We start from the raw sequence: 17357 nt of genomic DNA, 5'->3' as shown, positions 1-17357 counted from the left end.
GTTACGGCATGATCGTGGTGCGCGAGACCGGCTCGGGCGCGGCCTGCCGAGCGCGTACGCCGCGCTCGAGGGCGTGCAAGAGGGCGTCGCGTGTCTCGACGGGCGAGATGAGCTCGTCGAAGCCGAGGTGGCCCGCCGATCGGAACGACGCTTCCAGTTCCATCCGGCGCAGCTTGGCCTCGACGTCCTCGTCGGCGTGCGATGCCCGGCTCAGGGCGGCCGCGCTCATCGCGCCCATGGTCGCGCCCGGGTAGGCGAACGTCGCGCCCTGATTGTCGAAACCCAACAGCGACATGACCATCGAGCCGAAGCCGTAGGCCTTGCGCAACGTGACATGCAGCTTCAATGTCGTCGCCCCGGTCTGGGCGGCGAACATCCGGGCGCCGCTGCGCAGTACCCCGGTGCGCTCGGAGCGGCTGCCGGGCAGCATCCCGGGATTGTCGGCCAGGAAGATGATCGGCAGGTGGAACGAGTCCGCGACTGTGATGAAATGCGCTGCCTTGTCGGCGGCGTCGGCGTCGATGGCACCGGCCAGCACGTTCGGCTGATTGGCCACGACGGCCACCGGATGGCCGCCGAGGTGGGCCAGTGCGCAGATGATGGCCGGCCCGAACTTGGGCTGCACCTCGAACCAGTCCGGGGTGTCGAACACGACGTCGAGGACGCTGCGCATGTTGTAGGCGCGGCGGTTGTCGCGCGGCACGACGTCGAGCAGCTCGGGTGTCGGCCGTGGGGCACACGCGTCGTTCGTCGTCAGGGCGGCCGGATATGACCAGGCGCTGGGCGGAAAGTACGACAGGTAGCGGCGGATATCGAACAGGGTCGAGGCGTCATCCAGTGCGGCGTTGTGGATGACGCCACTGGTCAGCGCCACGCCGGGGCCGCCGAGGTCCTCTTTCGAAATCTCTTCGCCCGTGGACTCTTTCACGACGGGTGGGCCGGCGGTGAAGATGGCGCCCTGCTGACTCATGATGGTCCAGTCGCACACCGGGGCGACGAGTGCGCCGTGCCCGGCGGACGGCCCCAGCACCGCCGCGACCGTCGGTACCCGGCCCGAGCAGCGTGCCTGCGCGATCAGGTCGGTGGGGGTGCGGCCGTAATGTTCGCCGCTGGGCCGGAATCCGGCCCCCTCCAACAGCATCACCAGCGGAATCCGGTCGTGCAGCGCAAGTTCGGCGAGCCGGTATCGCTTGGCATTGCCGCCCGGCCCGATGCTGCCGGCCAGTGTGGTGAAGTCCTCCGCGCCCACCATGATCGGTGCGCCGTTGATCAGACCCGAGCCGGTGACGATCCCGTCGGCGGCGATGTCGCCTCCCGCCAGGGTGCCGAATTCACGGAAGGTCCCGGGGTCCAGCAGGTGGTTCAGTCGTCCCCGCGCATCGAGCTTGCCCTTGCTGTGGTGCTTGGCCAACCGCTCTGGCCCACCCATCGCGCGGGTACGTTCCCGCAGGCCCTCGAGGTCCTCGAGAGTCTGCTTCCAGTCGGGCCGATCCGTCATCGCAGTTCCTCACTGATGGCTTGTTACGTTGACCATACTGAATTGCTTACTGTAGCGTCCACCACATGGTTGGCGACCGCGTTGGCCTGGCGGTCGACGGGGGCGTGAACTGCGCTCTCGCCGAGGTGCCGGGTGCGGCAAGCGTGTTGGAGCGGCGGGGGTACAGCGGCTGCTGGACCGCGGAGGTGAACCACGATCCGTTCCTGCCGCTGGCACTCGCCGCCGAACACACCTCCAGTATCGAACTCGGCACCGGTATCGCCGTTGCTTTCGCCCGGTCGCCCATGACAGTCGCCAACGTGGGTTGGGATCTGCAGGGTTATTCGCGGGGCCGGTTCCTCCTCGGTCTCGGGTCGCAGATCCAGCCGCACATCGAGAACCGGTTCGGCATGCCGTGGAGCCATCCGATACCCCGCATGCGGGAGTTCATCGCTGCGCTGCAAGCGATTTGGACATGCTGGCGCGACGGCGGCACCCTGCGGTTCGAGGGTGATTTCTACACGCACAAGTTGATGACCCCGATGTTCGTCCCGGAGCGGCACGAGTACGGATTTCCGAAGGTGTTCGTGGCTGCGGTCGGTGACGCGATGACGGAGCTGTCTGCCGAGGTGGCTGCGGGTCTGGTTGGTCACGCGTTCACCACCCGGCGGTACCTCGAGGAAGTGACCGAACCGGCGGTGCGGCGCGGGCTGGAGCGCGCGGGTCGTGACCGCCATGACTTCGAGATGGCCTTCCCGGTCATGGTCGTCACCGGTACCGATGACGACGAAATGGCCGTCGCCGCGGGACGGGTCCGCAAGCAGATCGCCTTCTACGCGTCGACGCCTGCCTACCGCCGAGTCCTCGAACTGCACGGCTGGGGCGACCTGCAGCCGGAGCTTCGCCGGCTGTCATTGCGTGGCGAATGGGATGCGATGGCTCAGCTCATCGACGACACGATGCTCGCCGAGATTGCCGTCGTCGCCCCGGTCGGCAAGCTGGCCGCCGCGATCCGGGAACGCTGTGCCGGCGTCATCGACCGGGTCACCGTCGGTCTGCCGCCGCAGTTGCCGGAGGAAGTCGTCAAAGCCGTACTCGCAGAATTGCATCAGTGAGGAGCTGCCCATGAGTGCCCCGATCACCGCCGACGCTGCCGGTGTGTTCGCAGACCCGTCCGCCTACGCCGATGAGCCGAAACTCCATACGGCACTGTCCTTCTTGCGTGCCAACGCGCCGGTGTCAAAGGCCGACGTCCCCGGCTACAAGCCGTTCTGGGCCATCACCAAGCACCATGACGTCATGGCGATCGAACGGGCCAACACGTTGTTCACCAACTCGCCGCGCCCGGTGCTGATGACCGCCGAGGCCGACGCGCACCAGGCCGCGCTGGGCATCAGCACGCTGATTCACATGGACGATCCGCAGCATCGGTTGGTGCGGGCGATCGGCGCGGACTGGTTTCGGCCGAAGGCCATGCGGGACTTGCGTGTTCGCGTCGATGAACTGGCCAAACGCTACGTCGACCGGATGCTGGAGTTGGGTGGCGAATGCGACTTCGTCCAAGAGGTCGCGGTGAATTACCCGCTCTACGTGATCATGTCGCTGCTCGGGCTGCCCGAATCCGACTTTCCCCGGATGCTGGCGTACACCCAGGAACTGTTCGGCGCCGATGACTCGGAGTTCTCCCGGGGCGTCACGCCCGAGGAGAAGGGCGCCGCGCTGTTCGAGATGTTCAGCTATTTCACCGCGTTGACCGCTGCGCGCAGGGAGCACCCCACCGATGACCTGGCGTCGGCCATCGCCAATGCCCGGCTCGACGGAGAACCGTTGGGGGACATCGACACCGTCTCGTACTACGTGATCATCGCGACCGCGGGCCATGACACCACCAGTGCGGTGGTCTCCGGTGGACTGCATGCGCTGATCGAGAATCCGGAGCAGCTGGCGCGACTGCGGGAGAACCCCGACCTGATGCCTCTCGCGACCGAAGAGATGATCCGCTGGGTGACGCCGGTGAAGGAGTTCATGCGCACGGCGCGGGAGGACACCAATGTCCGGGGCGTGCCGATCGCGGCGGGGGAGTCCGTACTGCTGTCGTATGTGTCGGCCAACCGCGACGAAGACGTCTTCGATGACCCGTTCCGGTTCGACGTCGGCCGTGATCCCAACAAGCACGTGGCGTTCGGCTACGGCGTCCACTTCTGTCTGGGCGCGGCGCTCGCGCGCATGGAGATCACCAGTTTCTTCTCGGAGCTGATCCCGAGGCTCCGATCGATCGAGCTGGCGGGCACCCCGCAGCACACCGCGACCATCTTCGTCGGCGGCCTCAAACACCTGCCTATCCGCTACTCGCTCACTTCCGGAAAGTGACGTTCTCCTATCTGATAATGTGCTTCTCATGGTCAAGACAGGTAGCCGCCTGCGAAGTCAGGTGTGTGACACCCAGGTGATCGTCGTCCGGACTGGTGACAGCCTGGACGACCTGCGATGCGGTGGCGCCCCGATGGTGGCGCTCGATGCGGGTTCCGATGCTCAGGCCGACGGCGCATTGGCTCTCGACCCGGAGCTGTCCGGCGGCACCGTGATGGGTAAGCGGTACGTCGACGACGCCGCGGCAGAGGTGCTGGTCACCAAGGCCGGCGCGGGCACGCTGAGCGTCGGGTCGACGCCGCTCGCGCTCAAGGAAGCCAAACCCCTCCCCGCGAGCGATTAGGAGTCACGATGCAGAAGGCGCTTGCCCCCGAAATCTCCACCTGGCCGGAACCGGATCCGCAGCTGATCGGCAGCCGGTGTGGTGCCTGTTCGGCGACCACGTTCCCGCGCCAGGACCGGTGCCCGAAATGCAGCAGGGCCGAGATGTCCGAGGTGCTGCTACCGCGCCGCGGCACGGTGATCGCCTGGACCACACAGGGATTCCCGCCCGGAGCGCCGTACGCCGGTCCCACCGGCAAGGACTTCGTGCCGTTCGGAGTCGGCCTGGTACAACTCGGCGACGTGATCCGCGTCGAGGGGCGGCTCACCGAAAGCGATCCGGCCAAGCTGGAGTTCGGCATGGAGGTCGAGCTCACCATGGCTCCCTTCGCCACCGATGCGGATGGCAATGAGCTGGTCACGTTCTGGTTCGAGCCGGTGTCGCGATGAGTAACGACGTAGCGATCATCGGTGTCGGCATCCATCCGTTCGGCCGGTTCGACAAGACCGCGATGGAGATGGGCGCCGAAGCGATACAGAGTGCGCTGACCGACGCCAAACTGGAATGGAAGGACATCCAGTTCGGCTTCGGCGGCAGCTACGAGGTGTCCAACCCCGATGCGGTCACCCGTCTGGTGGGTCTGACGGGCATCACGTTCACCAACGTGTTCAATGCCTGCGCCACCGCGGCCAGTGCCATCCAGCAGACCGCCGACACCATCCGGCTGGGTAAGTACGACATCGGGATCGCCATCGGCCTGGACAAGCACCCACGTGGTGCCTTCACCGACGACCCGGCCAAACTCGCCCTGCCGCAGTGGTACGCCAACAATGGCCAGTTCGTCACCACGAAGTTCTTCGGGATGAAGGCCAACCACTACATCAACAAGCACGGCATCTCCGAGGAGACGCTGGCGCGGGTGGCGAACAAGAACTTCCGCAACGGCATCCTGAACCCGAACGCGTTCCGGCGCAAGGAGATCACCGTCGAGGAGATCATGGCCTCGCCGGTGCTCAACTATCCGTTGCGCCAGTACATGTTCTGCGCACCCGACGAGGGCGCCGCCGCGGTCATCATGTGCCGGGCCGACATCGCCCACCGCTACACCGACAAGCCGGTGTACGTCCGAGCCAGTGAGATTCGCACCCGCACCTACGGCGCCTACGAAGTGCACGCCACCTCGGCGCCGCTCGACGAGGACGTGTCGCCCACCGTGTACGCGGCCAAGGCCGCCTATGAAGCCGCCGGCATCGGGCCCGAGGATGTCGACATCGCGCAGCTACAGGACACCGACGCGGGTGCCGAGGTCATCCACATGGCCGAGACCGGGCTCTGTGCCGACGGCGAGCAGGAGAAGCTGCTGGCCGACGGCGCCACCGAGATCCACGGGTCGTTGCCGATCAACACCGACGGTGGACTGATCGCCAACGGAGAACCGATCGGCGCGTCCGGGCTGCGCCAGATGCACGAGCTGGTCCGCCAGTTGCGTGGTGAAGCGGGGGAGCGGCAGGTGCCGGGCAACCCGCGCGTCGGACTGGCGCAGGTGTACGGCGCGCCGGGTACCGCCTCCGCGACCATCCTGTCGCTCTAGATCTCTCGCGAGCAGACACAAAACTGTCCAAAATTGCGGATTTACGACAGTTTTACGTCTGCTCGCGGAGTAACGAAAGGTGCCCTCATGGCTACGGACAACACCGCTGACTACAAGTACGTCACGTACGAAACCCTCGACGAGGGCACCATCGCCCGAATCATGTTGAACCGCCCGGACACTCGCAATGCGCAGAGTCGCGGGATGCTCACCGAACTGCACGAGGCGTTCCTGCAAGCCGAAGCGGACGACACCGTACGGGTCGTCATCCTCGGCGGGCTGGGGCCGATGTTCTCCTCTGGCCACGACCTTGGTTCGGCACAGTCCCGCGCGGAACGCACGCCCGGACCCGACCAGCACCCGAGCTTTCGGATCAACGGCGCCACCCGCCAGGGCGCCGAGATGCTGATGCTGCAGGAGTGGCACTACTACTTCGAGAACACCCGCCGCTGGCGCAACCTCCGCAAGATCACCGTCGCCCAGGTGCACGGTGACGTCTATGCGGCCTCCCTCATGCTGATGTGGGCCTGCGACCTGATCGTCGCGGCCGACAACACCACATTCGCGGACGTGGTGGGTACCCGGCTCGGGATGTGCGGCGTCGAATACTTCGCGCACCCATGGGAATTCGGTGCCCGCAAGACGAAAGAGCTGATGCTCACCGGCGACAGCCTGTCGGTGGACGAAGCCCACCGCATGGGCATGGTGAGCAAGGTGTTCCCGGCCGACGAGCTTGCCGACCGCACACTGGAATTCGCCCGGCGCATCGCCGCCGTGCCGACGATGGCCGCCCTGCTGATCAAGGAATCGGTGAACCAGACGCAGGACAACATGGGGTTCTACAACTCCCTCAATGCCTGCTTCACCCTGCACGAGCTCAATCACAGTCACTGGGCGCAGGTGCACGACAACGGATTTCCGGTCGGGCTGGAAGAGGACGGCCTGCCGAACTGGCGCACGGCGCCGCCCGTGGTGCCGGCGGTCAAGGACCAGGTGCGCGGCGGGGATTAGTCGGAGAGTGATATTTCCGAAAATGGAGAACGGATCAGGGTACGCTCGGCCAATGCGGCGATTTTGGTCTGCGTTGGGTGCCCTGGCGCTCGTGGGATTGCATTGGCCGGCGGCGTCGTCGGCCGAGCCCGTTCGGTGTGACGATCCGTCGTGCGTGCCGGGAATCAACCGCGTGGTCGCCTTGGGTGCCGACTGTGACAACGTCACCTACTTCGTGTTCGCCACGACCGACTGGGGCCGGGTCGTCTTCTGCGACTCGACGCGTGGGTTGTCGCCGCGCTACTTCCGGGCGATGCCGGTGGCCGGTATCCGTGACTTCGACACGCCCTGCGACCAACCGTTCAATCAGATGGCCCAGGCGCCCGACGGGCTGTTCCTGTTCTGTGGGCCCAAGCTGGATCGCAACGGCACCGGCGAGAGCCGCTGGATCCGAGGCGACCACTACGACAACCCCAACTCGAACTTCTAGCCCAGGAACAGATCCGGGATCGGGTCGGCTCCGCCGCCATAGCGGGACAGGTCCTCGCCGGCCTCGGTGAGCACGTCGGCGTCGATGAAGCAGCCTGCGGTGCACTCGGTGGCCTGGCGGGTGAGGATCGCGACTGCCGCGTCACCCATGATCGCCGGACTGCGGGACGAGTCCAGCAGCGTGGCGCCGTCGGCCATGTTGGCCACCGCAGAAGTGGCGATATAGGTCTGCGGCCATAGGCAGTTGAACGCGATGCCGGCCTCGGCGTATTCGGCTGCCCAGCCCAGCGACAACAGCGTCATCCCGTACTTCGACAGCGTGTAGGACGGATGTGCGCCCAGCCAGCGCGGGCTCAGATTCAGGGGTGGCGCGATGGTCAGTACATGGGGGTTGTCCGACTTGCGCAGGTGTGGCAGGGCGGCCTTTGTCAGTAGGAAACTGCCCCGGAGGTTCACCTGCTGCATCAGGTCGAACTTCTTGGCGGACAACGCCTCTGTCGGCTCCACGCCGATGGCGCTCGCGTTGTTGACGCAGAGGTCGACGCCGCCGAAGCGCTCGACCGCCACGTCGACGGCCCGGTTGACGTCGTCCTCGGAGCGGATGTCACCGACCACTGCGGCGGCCTTACCGCCCGCGGCCTCGATGTCTTCGGCGGCCGTGTAGACGGTGCCGGGCAGTCGCGGGTGGGGCTCGGCGGTCTTCGCGAGGAGCACGACATTGGCGCCCTGCTGGGCGGCGGCGATGGCTATCGCCAGTCCGATACCCCTACTTGCCCCGGAGATCACCATTGTCTTGTCGGCGAGTGCGCGGTCCGTCATCGTCCTCCTATGTAGCTGCTACCGGGAATGGTATTGGCATTCTCTTTTTTTGCAAGTACGTTATCCATCGATGGATAACGATGGCCAGACTCCGTCCGGAATACCGCTGAAACCGGTCTACGGACCCGCGGATCGACAAGTGGATCCGCCGCAGCCGGGTGACTTCCCCTTCACCCGGGGCAATTTCACGTCGGGGTACCGCGGCAAGCTGTGGACCTTCCGCCAGTACTCGGGTTTCGGTACTGCTGAGGAGTCGAATCAGCGCTACCGCTACCTGCTGGGCCAAGGTGGGACGGGGCTCTCGGTTGCCCTCGACCTGCCGACCCAGTGCGGTTATGACTCCGATGACGAGGAGTACGGCGAGGAGGTCGGCCGCGTCGGTGTCGCTGTCGACACCCTGGCCGATGCCGAGGTGCTGTTCGACGGGATCCCGTTGGACAAGATCAGTACCAGCTTCACGATCAACGGCACCGCCGCCATCCTGCTGGCCTTCTACGTCGCGGCCGCGGAGAAGAAGGGCGTGCCGCGCGAGAAGCTCACCGGCACAATCCAGAACGACATCCTCAAGGAGTACGCGTCGCGGGGCACCTGGATCTGGCCGCCCGAGCCGTCGCTGCGCCTGATCGCCGACACCATCGAGTTCTGTGCGGCCGAGGTGCCGCGATTCAACGCGATCTCGGTGGCGGGTGCGCACTTCCGCGACGCCGGCGCCAACGCTGTGCAGGAGATGGCATTCACGCTCGCCGACGGGGTCACCTACTGCGACACGGTTGTCGAGCGCGGCCGGATGACCATCGACAAGTTCGCGCCGCAGATCTCGTTCTTCTTCTACACCCACGGCGACTTCTTCGAGGAGATCGCCAAATACCGTGCGGGAAGGCGTCGTTGGGCCACCATCGTGCGCGAGCGGTACGGCGCGACCACCGACAAGGCGTCGATGTTCCGGTTCGGCTGCGTCTCCGGCGGTGCGTCACTCTATGCACCGCAGGCGCAGAACAATCTGGTGCGGGTTGCCTACGAGGCGCTGGCGTCGGTTCTCGGCGGCGTGCAGTCCATGTTCACCGCGGCCTGGGACGAGCCGTTCGCGCTGCCCAGTGAGGAGTCCGCGACGCTCGCGCTGCGGACTCAGCAGATTCTGGCCTACGAGACCGGCGTCGCCAAGGTGGCCGACCCATTGGGCGGCTCCTATTTCGTCGAAGCGCTCACCGATGCCACCGAGGAGAAGATCATCGAGATCATGCGCGATCTCGAGTCCCACGGCGGCATGGTGCGCTGCATCGAGGACGGCTATCTGCAGGGCCTGATCGCGGACGAGGCGTTCAAGATTCACCGGGAAACCGAGTCGGGGGAGCGGCCCGTGGTCGGCGTGAACAAGTTCGTCGTCGAGGAACCGGCGCCGGACCTGGCCACCTATGAACTCGACGCCGAAGGTCGCGACAAGCAGCTCAAAAGACTGGCCAAGGTGAAGGCTGAACGTGACGATGTCGCGGTGAAGGAAACCCTTGCGGCGCTGGCTCGTTCGGCCGAAGGCGAGGACAACTTGATGCACCGCCTCATCGACTGCGCGAACGCTTACTGCACGGTGGGAGAGATGGTGTCGACGTTGAAATCGGTATGGGGCGAGTTCCAGCAGCCGGTGGTGTTCTGATGGCGATCCGAGTATTGGTGGCCAAGCCGGGCCTGGACGGTCATGACCGGGGCGCCAAGATCGTGGCCCGGACCCTGCGGGACGCGGGCTTCGAGGTGATCTACACCGGCATCCGGCAACGGATCGAGGACATTGTGTCGATCGCCCTGCAGGAGGACGTCGCCCTCGTCGGGCTGTCGATCCTGTCGGGCGCGCACCTGGCGCTGACGGCCCGGACCGTCGAGGCATTGCGCGCCGCCGACGCCGGTGACATCGCCGTGGTCGTGGGCGGCACGATCCCGTTGGGTGATGTGCAGAAACTGCTCGACGTCGGTGCGGCGGCGGTGTTTCCGACCGGAACCGGTCTGGACACCCTCGTGGCGGAAGTGCGCAAGTTGACGTCGGAAAGCGCGGTGGGCTGAGATGCGACTTGGTGTGATGATCGGGGCCGAGCGCGGCGACATGGCACGCAAGGTGTCCAAGCTGGTGTCCGATATCCAGTGGGCCGAGAGTGCGGGGCTCGACAGCGCATGGATGCCGCAGGTCCCCAACGACTTCGACTGCCTGACGATGGTCGCCCTGATGGCGGCGAACACATCGCGCATCGAGCTCGGCACGGCAGTGGTGCCGCTGCAGGCGCAGCATCCGATCGCCCTTGCCCGCCAGTCGCTTTCGGTTCATGCCATGTCGGGCGGCCGACTGGCGCTCGGTGTCGGGCCGTCGCATCACTGGATCGTGCGCGACATGCTGGGCCTGCCCTACGACAAGCCCGCCGCGTACACGCGCGATTATCTGCAGGTGCTGAACACCGCCATCGCCGGACCAGGACCCGTTGACGTGGAGAATGATTCGTTCGCCGTGCACAACCCGACGGTGCTCGCCGCCGACACCCCGATGCCGGTGCTGGTGTCGGCGCTCGGGCCGGTGATGCTGCAGATCGCCGGTGAGCTGGCCGACGGCACGTCGCTGTGGATGGCCGACGAGAAGGCGATCGGTGAGCACATCGCGCCCAAGATCAACAAGGCCGCCGCGGAAGCCGGTAGGCCGGCACCGCGCATCGTCGCCGGTATTCCGGTCTGTCTGTGTGCGAACTCCGAGATCGATGCTGCGAAGGACCGAGCGAATCGGATCCTCGCCGAGGCCGAGACGTCGCCGAACTACCAGAAGCTGCTGGACCGCGGAGACGCCCGGAGCGTTGGCGACCTGTGCGCGGCGGGTGACGAGGGCTCAATTCTCCAGCGGTTCAAGCAGTTCGCCGACGCGGGCGTGACGGATCTGTCGGTGCGGCTGCTGCCCATCGGGGAGAACCGCGACGAACTGATCGCCTCGAAGAACCGCACGCGCGAGGTGATCGCCGAGCTTGCCAAGGCTGTCTCGTGATACGTCGAGATGACGCTTTTTCGCGACTTTTCGGCGAAAACACATCACAAACCGTAGTCTCGGCGCCGAAATGAATGGTCCACTCGCGGGCATCCGCATTCTCGAGGTCGGCGTCATGCTGGCCGGTCCGTACGCGACGATGCTGCTCGCGGATCTGGGCGCCGAGGTGATCAAGATCGAGCCGCCCGGTGGCGAGATCTCCCGGCAGGTCGGCGACAGCTACTTCGCGAGCCTGAACCGCAACAAGACCAGCATCTGCCTGGACCTCACGTCGGAGGCCGGCAAGGCGCGACTCGGTGAGCTGGTCGCCGAATCCCATGCGCTGCTGGTGAATATGAAGCCGTCGGTGATCCGCCGGCTGGGCCTGACCTATGAGTCACTGTCACGCTTCAACGAGAAGATCGTCTGTGTGGCGATGACGGGCTTCGGGCTCGACGGCGGCGACGACCCCGCGTTCGACTACGTCATCCAGGCGGCGACCGGGGTGGCGGCCATGACCGGCGACCCGGACGGACCGCCGACGCTGCCGGGCTATTCGTCGGCCGACAACTCCACCGGTATGGCGGCGGCACTGGGCCTGCTCGCGCAGATCGTGTCCGGGCGCGGCGGTCAGGTCGAGGTCTGCCTGCGCGATGTGATGCTGTCGCAGCTGAACTACCGTGCCGCGGCGTATCTGAACGACGGCACCCATCCGCGCCGGCACCCGAACGGTGCGCACTCGTACTACGTTCCCGCGCAACTCTTCGAGACCGCGGACGGGTACCTGGCGTTGTTCATCACGCACGACAGGTTCTGGAAATCGTTTGTGGCGGAAGCGGGTATCGGCCGGGACGGTCAGATTCCGTTCGCCACCATGGCTGAACGCGCCGCCAATCGGGACGAGGTGCTCGCGGTGGTCGAGAAGGTGCTGTCCACCGATACCGCCGCCGGATGGGAGAAGCGGCTACGTACCCTCGGGATTCCCACCGCGGCCGTCCGCTCGTTGCCCGAAGCGTTGGAGGCGACGCCGGAAGTGATCGTCACCGCAGGCGATTTCCGCTTGATCGGTAGCCCGATCAAAGTGGCGGGTTACGAACCGGAGTACCGGAAGCCGCCTGGCCGCCCAGTCGGCTGAGGCGGCTCAGTCGTCGTAGCGCACCGTCACCGACGCGGTATCCGGAACTGCTTGGCAGGTCAGCACATAACCGTCGGCAACCTCGTCGTCATCGAGGGCTTCGTTGTTGCGCATGGTCGCCGTGCCCTCGGTCAGCCTGGCGATGCAGGTGCCGCAGTTGCCGGCCTCGCAGGAGAACGGCGGCGCGAGGCCGGCCCGTCGCGCGCTGTCGAGCAGCGTCTCGTCGCCGACGCGGGGGACCGACACCCGCTGCCGGTCGAGGTGGATGGTGATCGTCCCCATGCCCGTCTCCGTGCCGGTCTGAGCCGTTGTGGTGGCTGGTCCCATTGGCGTCCCGTCGTCGCGTATTGTCGTTCTAACTATAGGAGAATATGATTCTCGGTATCAACCGAAAATCTTCTCACTCTCCAGAAAGGGGCGGGCGCGACGTGGCTGACGGTGCGGTGCTCGCCTTCGCGGAGCGGGAGTACAGCCGGACGGAGCTCGACGCCCTCGCCGGTGGGATGGCTGCGGTATTGGCGGCTCAGGGCGCCCGCACCGGCGACCGGGTCGCCGTGATGTCCTCGACCCGCCCGGAGTTCGTGATTGCGCTGCATGCGATCTGGCGCCTCGGTGCCGCCGCCGTGCTGCTGAGCCCGGCGTGGCGACGAGCCGAGGTGCAGCACGCGCTGGCGCTCTCGGCACCGTCGTACGCGGTTGGTGACAGTCCCGTCCTGGCTGAGCTGATGCCGATGCTGCATCTCGATGAGGCCATCACGCCGGCGGACGCGCCCGTCGATGCGCCGGCGCCGGATTCCGATGCGGTGCTGGCCTTCAGCTCCGGTACCACCGGCCTGCCCAAAGCGGTCCGCCACACCCACCGCGGGCTGGCCGCGGCAGTGCGGCAGTGGCGCGCCGCGCTCGGTCTGTCTCAGACCGACCGCCTGCAAGTGATGACCCCGCCGTCGCACATCCTGGGCCTGCTCAACATCATGACCGCCCTGGACGCCGGTGCGTGGATTCGGTTGCACCCGAGGTTCGACGTCGAAGCAATGCTGCGCCACATCGAATCCGATCGAATCACCATCGAAATGACCGTGGCGCCAATCGCATTGGCCCTTGCCGCCCATCCACGGCTGGAATCCTACGACCTCTCGACGCTGCGATACCTCATGTGGTGCGCAACGCCGGTGACCGCCACGGTAGCCGAGGAGGTGACGCGCCGAACCGGCGTGGGCTGGGTTACCGCATACGGGGCAACCGAATTGGTCGTCATCACGTGCGATGACCTCAGCGGTGGAAAGCTGGACACTGTCGGCAGGCCGGTACCCGGCGTCGATGTGCGCATCGGGGAGTTGGGCGAGATCGAGGTGCGGTCGGAGGCGATGATGGCCGGCTACCTGCCGGCCGAGGAAACGTCGACGGTCATCGTCGACGGCTGGTTCCACACCGGAGATATCGGACATCTCGATGACTCCGGGCGGCTACGGATCACCGATCGGCGCAAGGAAATGATCAAGGTCCGAGGCTTCCAGGTGGCACCCGCGGAGATCGAGGCGGTCCTGCACTCGCACCCGGCAGTGGCCGACTGCGCGGTGTTCGGACTGCCCGACCCCCAAGACGGCGAGATCGTGGTGGCCGCGGTGGCTACGAACGCCGCGGTCTCCGATACGGAATTGATGGACTTGGTCAGCGAGCGGCTGGCCTCCTACAAGCGGCCGAGCCGCGTTGTGTTCGTACCCGAAATCCCGCGGCTGCCTTCAGGGAAGGTGTTGCGCCGAGTGCTCAAGGAGCGCCTGTGGACGTCCGTTTGACCGCCGAACAGCGGCAACTCGCTGAATCGGCAGCAGAATTGGCCGCCGACTTCGGCCTGCACTCGGTTGCCGATCTCGACGATGCGAATCGTCTTGCGCAACTGGAGAAGGCCGTCGACAGCACCGGTTTCCGGACCCTGCGATCCGACGGGGCCTCGGGTGTCGAGGTGGCCATCGTCGCCGAGGAGTTCGCCCGCGGGCTGGTGGACGTGCCGTTCCTCGGCCCGGTGCTGGCCGACGATCTCCGGCGGGTACTCGGCCGCGAGCCTGAGGCCGGGGCGCAACCGGATTCGGTCGACCTGCTGGGTGGTATTTCCGGAGTGGTCGAATCGCCGCCCGAGTTGACCCAGCTGTCTGTCGAGGAAGCAGGTCGCTGGCGTGCGCTGGCGCTGACCGTCACCTGCGCTGATCTCGTCGGCGCCGCGCGTGGGGCGCAGGCGTTGGCCGTCGATTACGCCAAGGTGCGGGAACAGTACGGCGCGGCCATCGGCTCGTACCAGGCCGTCGCACATCTGCTGGCTGAAAGCCTCGCGCTCATCGAAGGATCGATCAGCGTGCTGCGGCATGCCGCCTGGGCAGTCGATGCATTGCCCGCTACAGAGGCCATCGAGGCGGCGCGAATTGCCAAAATCTACTGTGCGCGTGCGGCGTTGACTGTCTGCGAGACATCGATCCAGGTGCACGGCGGCATCGGCAACACCTGGGAATGTCTTGCCCACGTGTACCTGCGCCGCGTTCTGATGGCCACCGAACTGTGGCCCGCCAAGTTGGAGGAGCTGACCATTGGACTTTCGTGATTCCCCGGAGGAAGCGGCTTTCCGGGACCGGCTGCGCACGTGGCTGACCGAGCAGAAGGGCAAGTTCCCGACCTCGGGTGACGAATACTGGGCAGCTCAAGGTGATTGGCATCGCGCGCTCTACGGCGCGGGTTTCTTCGGCACCTCGTGGCCGAAGGAATTCGGCGGTCAGGAACTGCCGCCGGTGTACGACGTGATCGTCGACGAGGAGATCGCCAAGGCAGGTGCGCCCGCGCGGCCGAGTCTCGGCTACCTCGTGGTGGGGCTGGGTCATCATGGCAGCAAGGAACTGCAGCAACGGTTCCTGCCCGGGATGATCAACGGCACCGAGCGCTGGTGCCAGGGCTTCTCCGAGCCCGGCGCCGGATCGGACCTCGCGTCGCTGACCACGACGGCGACCCGGGACGGCGACGAGTACGTCATCCACGGCCACAAGGTCTGGACGAGCTATTCGGATGTGGCTGACTGGTGTCTGGTGCTGGCGCGCACCGACAAGGAAGTCGCCAAGCACAAGGGGATCTCCGCTTTCATCGTGTCGATGCACCAGCCCGGCATCGAGCAGCGGCCGTTGAAGATGATCAGCGGTGTCACCAAGGAATTCGGCCAGGTGCTGTTCGACGGCGCGCGCGTGCCGGTGGAAAACTTGGTCGGCGCGCCGGGGGAGGGCTGGAAGCTGGCGATGACGGTGGTCAGCCACGAGCGTGAGCCCTCGACCCTGGGGTTCTCGGCGCGGTACGGAAAACTGGTGCGGCAGTTGTCCTCTCGGGTCGACGGCCCGCCGCCGGAAGCGCTGTCCTGGGCGTGGGTGCAGACCGAGATGCTGCGTCTGCACGTGCGCCGGCGGTTATCCGAACAGCTCGACGGCATCACGCACGGGCCCAACGGATCCCTCGACAAGCTGCTGATGACGTGGACCGAGCAGGCCGTCGGCCACGCGGCGCTCGCGACCGTGGGCACCGCCGATCCAGAGCTGTTCGGCGCCTACATGTACAGCCGCGCGCAGAGCGTCATGGGTGGCACCTCACAGATTCAGAAGAACATCATTGCGCAACGAATTCTCGGATTAGGAGTCTGACTTGTACGGCATGCCAACGGAAATCGAGGTCCGCGCCGATGGCCCGTTGCGGATCATCACGCTGAACCGCCCGGAGGAGCTCAACGCGGTCAACGATCCGCTGCACTGTGGGCTGGCGGGGATCTGGGAAGCGCTCAACGAGGATGCCGATGCGCGCGCCGCGGTGATCACCGGGGCCGGCCGGGCCTTCTCGGCGGGCGGCGATTTCAACTACCTCAACGAGCTACGTAACGATGAAGCTCTGCGGCAGAAGACGATCAAACACGGCCGCGACCTCGTCATCGGTATGGTTCGCTGCCGCGTCCCGGTGATCGCTGCGGTGAACGGCCCGGCCGTCGGCCTCGGGTGCAGCCTGGCCGCGCTGTCGGACATCGTCTACCTGGCGGAGAACGCGTTCTTCGCCGACCCGCACGTGCAGATCGGGCTGGTCGCCGCCGATGGTGGCCCGCTGGTGTGGGGATCGCAGATAAGCCTGTTGCAGGCCAAGGAGTTTGCGCTGACGGGCGTGCGGATCAAGGCAGCGCGTGCCCTCGAGCTCGGCCTGGCGAATCACGTCGTCGCCGACCCGCTGGCCGAAGCCATCGCCTGCGCCAAGCAGCTCGCCGGGTTGCCCAAGCAGGCCGTCGAGGCCACCAAGCGTCTGATGAACATCCAGTTGGAGCGCTCGGTGATGGCGTCACTCGACTACGCGAATCTCGCCGCCCGCGGGGGGGTTCACCCCCACCTGCCGTTGGGTCACCGTGGCGGGAAGCGCAGCGCGCCGTCGAGACGGATGACTTCGCCGTTGAGGTAGTCGTTTTCGATGATGCTCTGGGCCAGCTGCGCGTACTCCGACGAGCGGCCCATGCGCTTCGGGAACGGGATCTGCGGGGCCCAGTACTTCTCGAGCTGGTCGGCCGACTGGCCGTAGGCGGGGGTGTTGATGGTGCCCGGTGCGATGCTGACGACCCGGATGCCCAGCGGGGACAGGTCGCGCGCGGCGACCAGCGTCATGCCGAGCACCCCGCCCTTGGCGGCAGAGTAGGGCAGCTGGCCGATCTGGCCTTCCATGCCGGCGATCGACGCGGTGTTGATGATGACGCCGCGCGCACCTTCCTCGAGCGGGTCGGTCTTGGCGATGGCGGCAGCGGCCAGGCGCATCACGTTGAACACCGCGGTCAGGTAGAACTTGATGGTCGTCTCGAAGCCGTCCAGCCCGAGCGGTGAACCATCCTTGCCGATCAGTCGTCCGCCGGCAGCAGGGCCACCGTGGGTGTCCACCGAAATCCGCAGCGGGCCAAGTGATTCAGCCTCCGCGACGGCGGCCTGCACCGATTCCTCGGAGGTGGCGTCGGTGTGGACGTAGCGGATGCCGAGCTCGTCCTGCAGCGCCTTGCCCTTGTCGTCGGCGACGTCGGCGACGACGACCTTCGCGCCTGCGGTGACGAGGCGCCGCACTGTCGCCTCGCCGAGTCCGCCGGTGCCCCCGACGACGATGGCCGAGCTTCCACTGATCTCCATACCGCCTACCCTT

At 66.2% G+C, this 17357-nt stretch carries 19 protein-coding genes; 15 read left to right on the top strand and 4 right to left on the bottom strand.

The genetic code is table 11. The annotated features are described in order from the left end of the window. Nucleotide 1: 1 nt before the first annotated feature. Nucleotides 2-1498, bottom strand: coding sequence for an acyl-CoA carboxylase subunit beta (locus AC1U2B_RS08470; protein ID WP_480216434.1), 1497 nt, complete (start codon nucleotides 1496-1498; stop codon nucleotides 2-4). Between the two features lie 65 nt (nucleotides 1499-1563). On the opposite strand from AC1U2B_RS08470, the gene AC1U2B_RS08465 reads away from it, so the two are divergent. The 7 genes from AC1U2B_RS08465 (at nucleotide 1564) to AC1U2B_RS08435 (ending at nucleotide 7240) form a co-directional block, all read left to right on the top strand. Continuing rightward, nucleotides 1564-2592: an LLM class F420-dependent oxidoreductase gene (locus tag AC1U2B_RS08465; RefSeq protein WP_480216433.1), complete on the top strand. Its 1029-nt coding sequence runs from the start codon at nucleotides 1564-1566 to the stop codon at nucleotides 2590-2592. 10 nt (nucleotides 2593-2602) lie between these two features. Beyond that, complete coding sequence (locus AC1U2B_RS08460) at nucleotides 2603-3847, top strand: cytochrome P450 (RefSeq protein WP_480216432.1); 1245 nt, start codon at nucleotides 2603-2605, stop codon at nucleotides 3845-3847. 28 nt (nucleotides 3848-3875) lie between these two features. Beyond that, nucleotides 3876-4190, top strand: coding sequence for a hypothetical protein (locus tag AC1U2B_RS08455; RefSeq protein ID WP_480216431.1), 315 nt, complete (start codon nucleotides 3876-3878; stop codon nucleotides 4188-4190). An 8-nt stretch (nucleotides 4191-4198) separates the two neighbouring features. Continuing rightward, nucleotides 4199-4618, top strand: coding sequence for a Zn-ribbon domain-containing OB-fold protein (locus AC1U2B_RS08450; RefSeq protein ID WP_480216430.1), 420 nt, complete (start codon nucleotides 4199-4201; stop codon nucleotides 4616-4618). Continuing rightward, entirely contained in the window at nucleotides 4615-5760 is a 1146-nt protein-coding gene (locus tag AC1U2B_RS08445) for a thiolase family protein (protein ID WP_043985427.1), read from the top strand. The genes AC1U2B_RS08450 and AC1U2B_RS08445 overlap by 4 nt, the downstream gene beginning before the upstream one ends. Before the next feature lie 87 nt (nucleotides 5761-5847). Continuing rightward, nucleotides 5848-6771 carry an enoyl-CoA hydratase gene (locus AC1U2B_RS08440; protein ID WP_043394823.1) on the top strand — a complete coding sequence of 308 codons (924 nt, stop codon included), beginning with the start codon at nucleotides 5848-5850 and terminating at the stop codon, nucleotides 6769-6771. Nucleotides 6772-6823: 52 nt separating this feature from the next. Next, nucleotides 6824-7240: a hypothetical protein gene (locus tag AC1U2B_RS08435; RefSeq protein WP_480216429.1), complete on the top strand. Its 417-nt coding sequence runs from the start codon at nucleotides 6824-6826 to the stop codon at nucleotides 7238-7240. On the opposite strand, the gene AC1U2B_RS08430 is transcribed toward AC1U2B_RS08435, so the two are convergent. Continuing rightward, nucleotides 7237-8058: an SDR family oxidoreductase gene (locus AC1U2B_RS08430; RefSeq protein ID WP_480216428.1), complete on the bottom strand. Its 822-nt coding sequence runs from the start codon at nucleotides 8056-8058 to the stop codon at nucleotides 7237-7239. The genes AC1U2B_RS08435 and AC1U2B_RS08430 overlap by 4 nt on opposite strands. Nucleotides 8059-8128: 70 nt before the next feature. On the opposite strand from AC1U2B_RS08430, the gene AC1U2B_RS08425 reads away from it, so the two are divergent. From AC1U2B_RS08425 to AC1U2B_RS08410, 4 genes are all read left to right on the top strand, one after another. Next, entirely contained in the window at nucleotides 8129-9706 is a 1578-nt protein-coding gene (locus tag AC1U2B_RS08425; protein ID WP_480216427.1) for a methylmalonyl-CoA mutase family protein, read from the top strand. After that, nucleotides 9706-10107, top strand: a complete 402-nt coding sequence (locus tag AC1U2B_RS08420) for a cobalamin B12-binding domain-containing protein (protein WP_133762081.1) — start codon at nucleotides 9706-9708, stop codon at nucleotides 10105-10107. The genes AC1U2B_RS08425 and AC1U2B_RS08420 overlap by 1 nt, the downstream gene beginning before the upstream one ends. A gap of 1 nt (nucleotide 10108) precedes the next feature. Beyond that, nucleotides 10109-11065 carry an LLM class F420-dependent oxidoreductase gene (locus AC1U2B_RS08415; RefSeq protein ID WP_480216426.1) on the top strand — a complete coding sequence of 319 codons (957 nt, stop codon included), beginning with the start codon at nucleotides 10109-10111 and terminating at the stop codon, nucleotides 11063-11065. Nucleotides 11066-11135: 70 nt separating this feature from the next. Next, the gene (locus AC1U2B_RS08410) at nucleotides 11136-12179 is read left to right on the top strand and encodes a CaiB/BaiF CoA transferase family protein (protein WP_480216425.1); all 1044 of its coding nucleotides are present in this window, start codon (nucleotides 11136-11138) and stop codon (nucleotides 12177-12179) included. A 6-nt stretch (nucleotides 12180-12185) separates the two neighbouring features. On the opposite strand, the gene AC1U2B_RS08405 is transcribed toward AC1U2B_RS08410, so the two are convergent. Then, nucleotides 12186-12506, bottom strand: coding sequence for a 2Fe-2S iron-sulfur cluster-binding protein (locus tag AC1U2B_RS08405; RefSeq protein ID WP_480216424.1), 321 nt, complete (start codon nucleotides 12504-12506; stop codon nucleotides 12186-12188). Nucleotides 12507-12607: 101 nt separating this feature from the next. On the opposite strand from AC1U2B_RS08405, the gene AC1U2B_RS08400 reads away from it, so the two are divergent. From AC1U2B_RS08400 to AC1U2B_RS08385, 4 genes are read left to right on the top strand one after another with little or no spacing between them, the layout of a single operon-like run. Beyond that, complete coding sequence (locus tag AC1U2B_RS08400) at nucleotides 12608-13972, top strand: class I adenylate-forming enzyme family protein (protein WP_480216423.1); 1365 nt, start codon at nucleotides 12608-12610, stop codon at nucleotides 13970-13972. Beyond that, nucleotides 13957-14769 (top strand): acyl-CoA dehydrogenase family protein, encoded by an 813-nt coding sequence (locus tag AC1U2B_RS08395; protein WP_480216422.1) that lies wholly within the window; start codon nucleotides 13957-13959, stop codon nucleotides 14767-14769. Before AC1U2B_RS08400 ends, AC1U2B_RS08395 begins: the two co-directional genes overlap by 16 nt. Beyond that, nucleotides 14756-15844 carry an acyl-CoA dehydrogenase family protein gene (locus AC1U2B_RS08390; protein ID WP_480216421.1) on the top strand — a complete coding sequence of 363 codons (1089 nt, stop codon included), beginning with the start codon at nucleotides 14756-14758 and terminating at the stop codon, nucleotides 15842-15844. Before AC1U2B_RS08395 ends, AC1U2B_RS08390 begins: the two co-directional genes overlap by 14 nt. A 1-nt stretch (nucleotide 15845) precedes the next feature. Continuing rightward, on the top strand, nucleotides 15846-16637 hold the full coding sequence (locus tag AC1U2B_RS08385) for an enoyl-CoA hydratase/isomerase family protein (protein WP_480216420.1): 792 nt from the start codon (nucleotides 15846-15848) through the stop codon (nucleotides 16635-16637). Here the strand turns inward: AC1U2B_RS08385 and AC1U2B_RS08380 are convergent. Next, the gene (locus tag AC1U2B_RS08380; protein ID WP_480216419.1) at nucleotides 16580-17344 is read right to left on the bottom strand and encodes an SDR family NAD(P)-dependent oxidoreductase; all 765 of its coding nucleotides are present in this window, start codon (nucleotides 17342-17344) and stop codon (nucleotides 16580-16582) included. The genes AC1U2B_RS08385 and AC1U2B_RS08380 overlap by 58 nt on opposite strands. Nucleotides 17345-17357: the final 13 nt, after the last annotated feature.

This window comes from Mycolicibacterium sp. P4_G11 (genome assembly GCF_056555145.1).
This window is presented reverse-complemented; position numbering and strand designations above follow the sequence as displayed.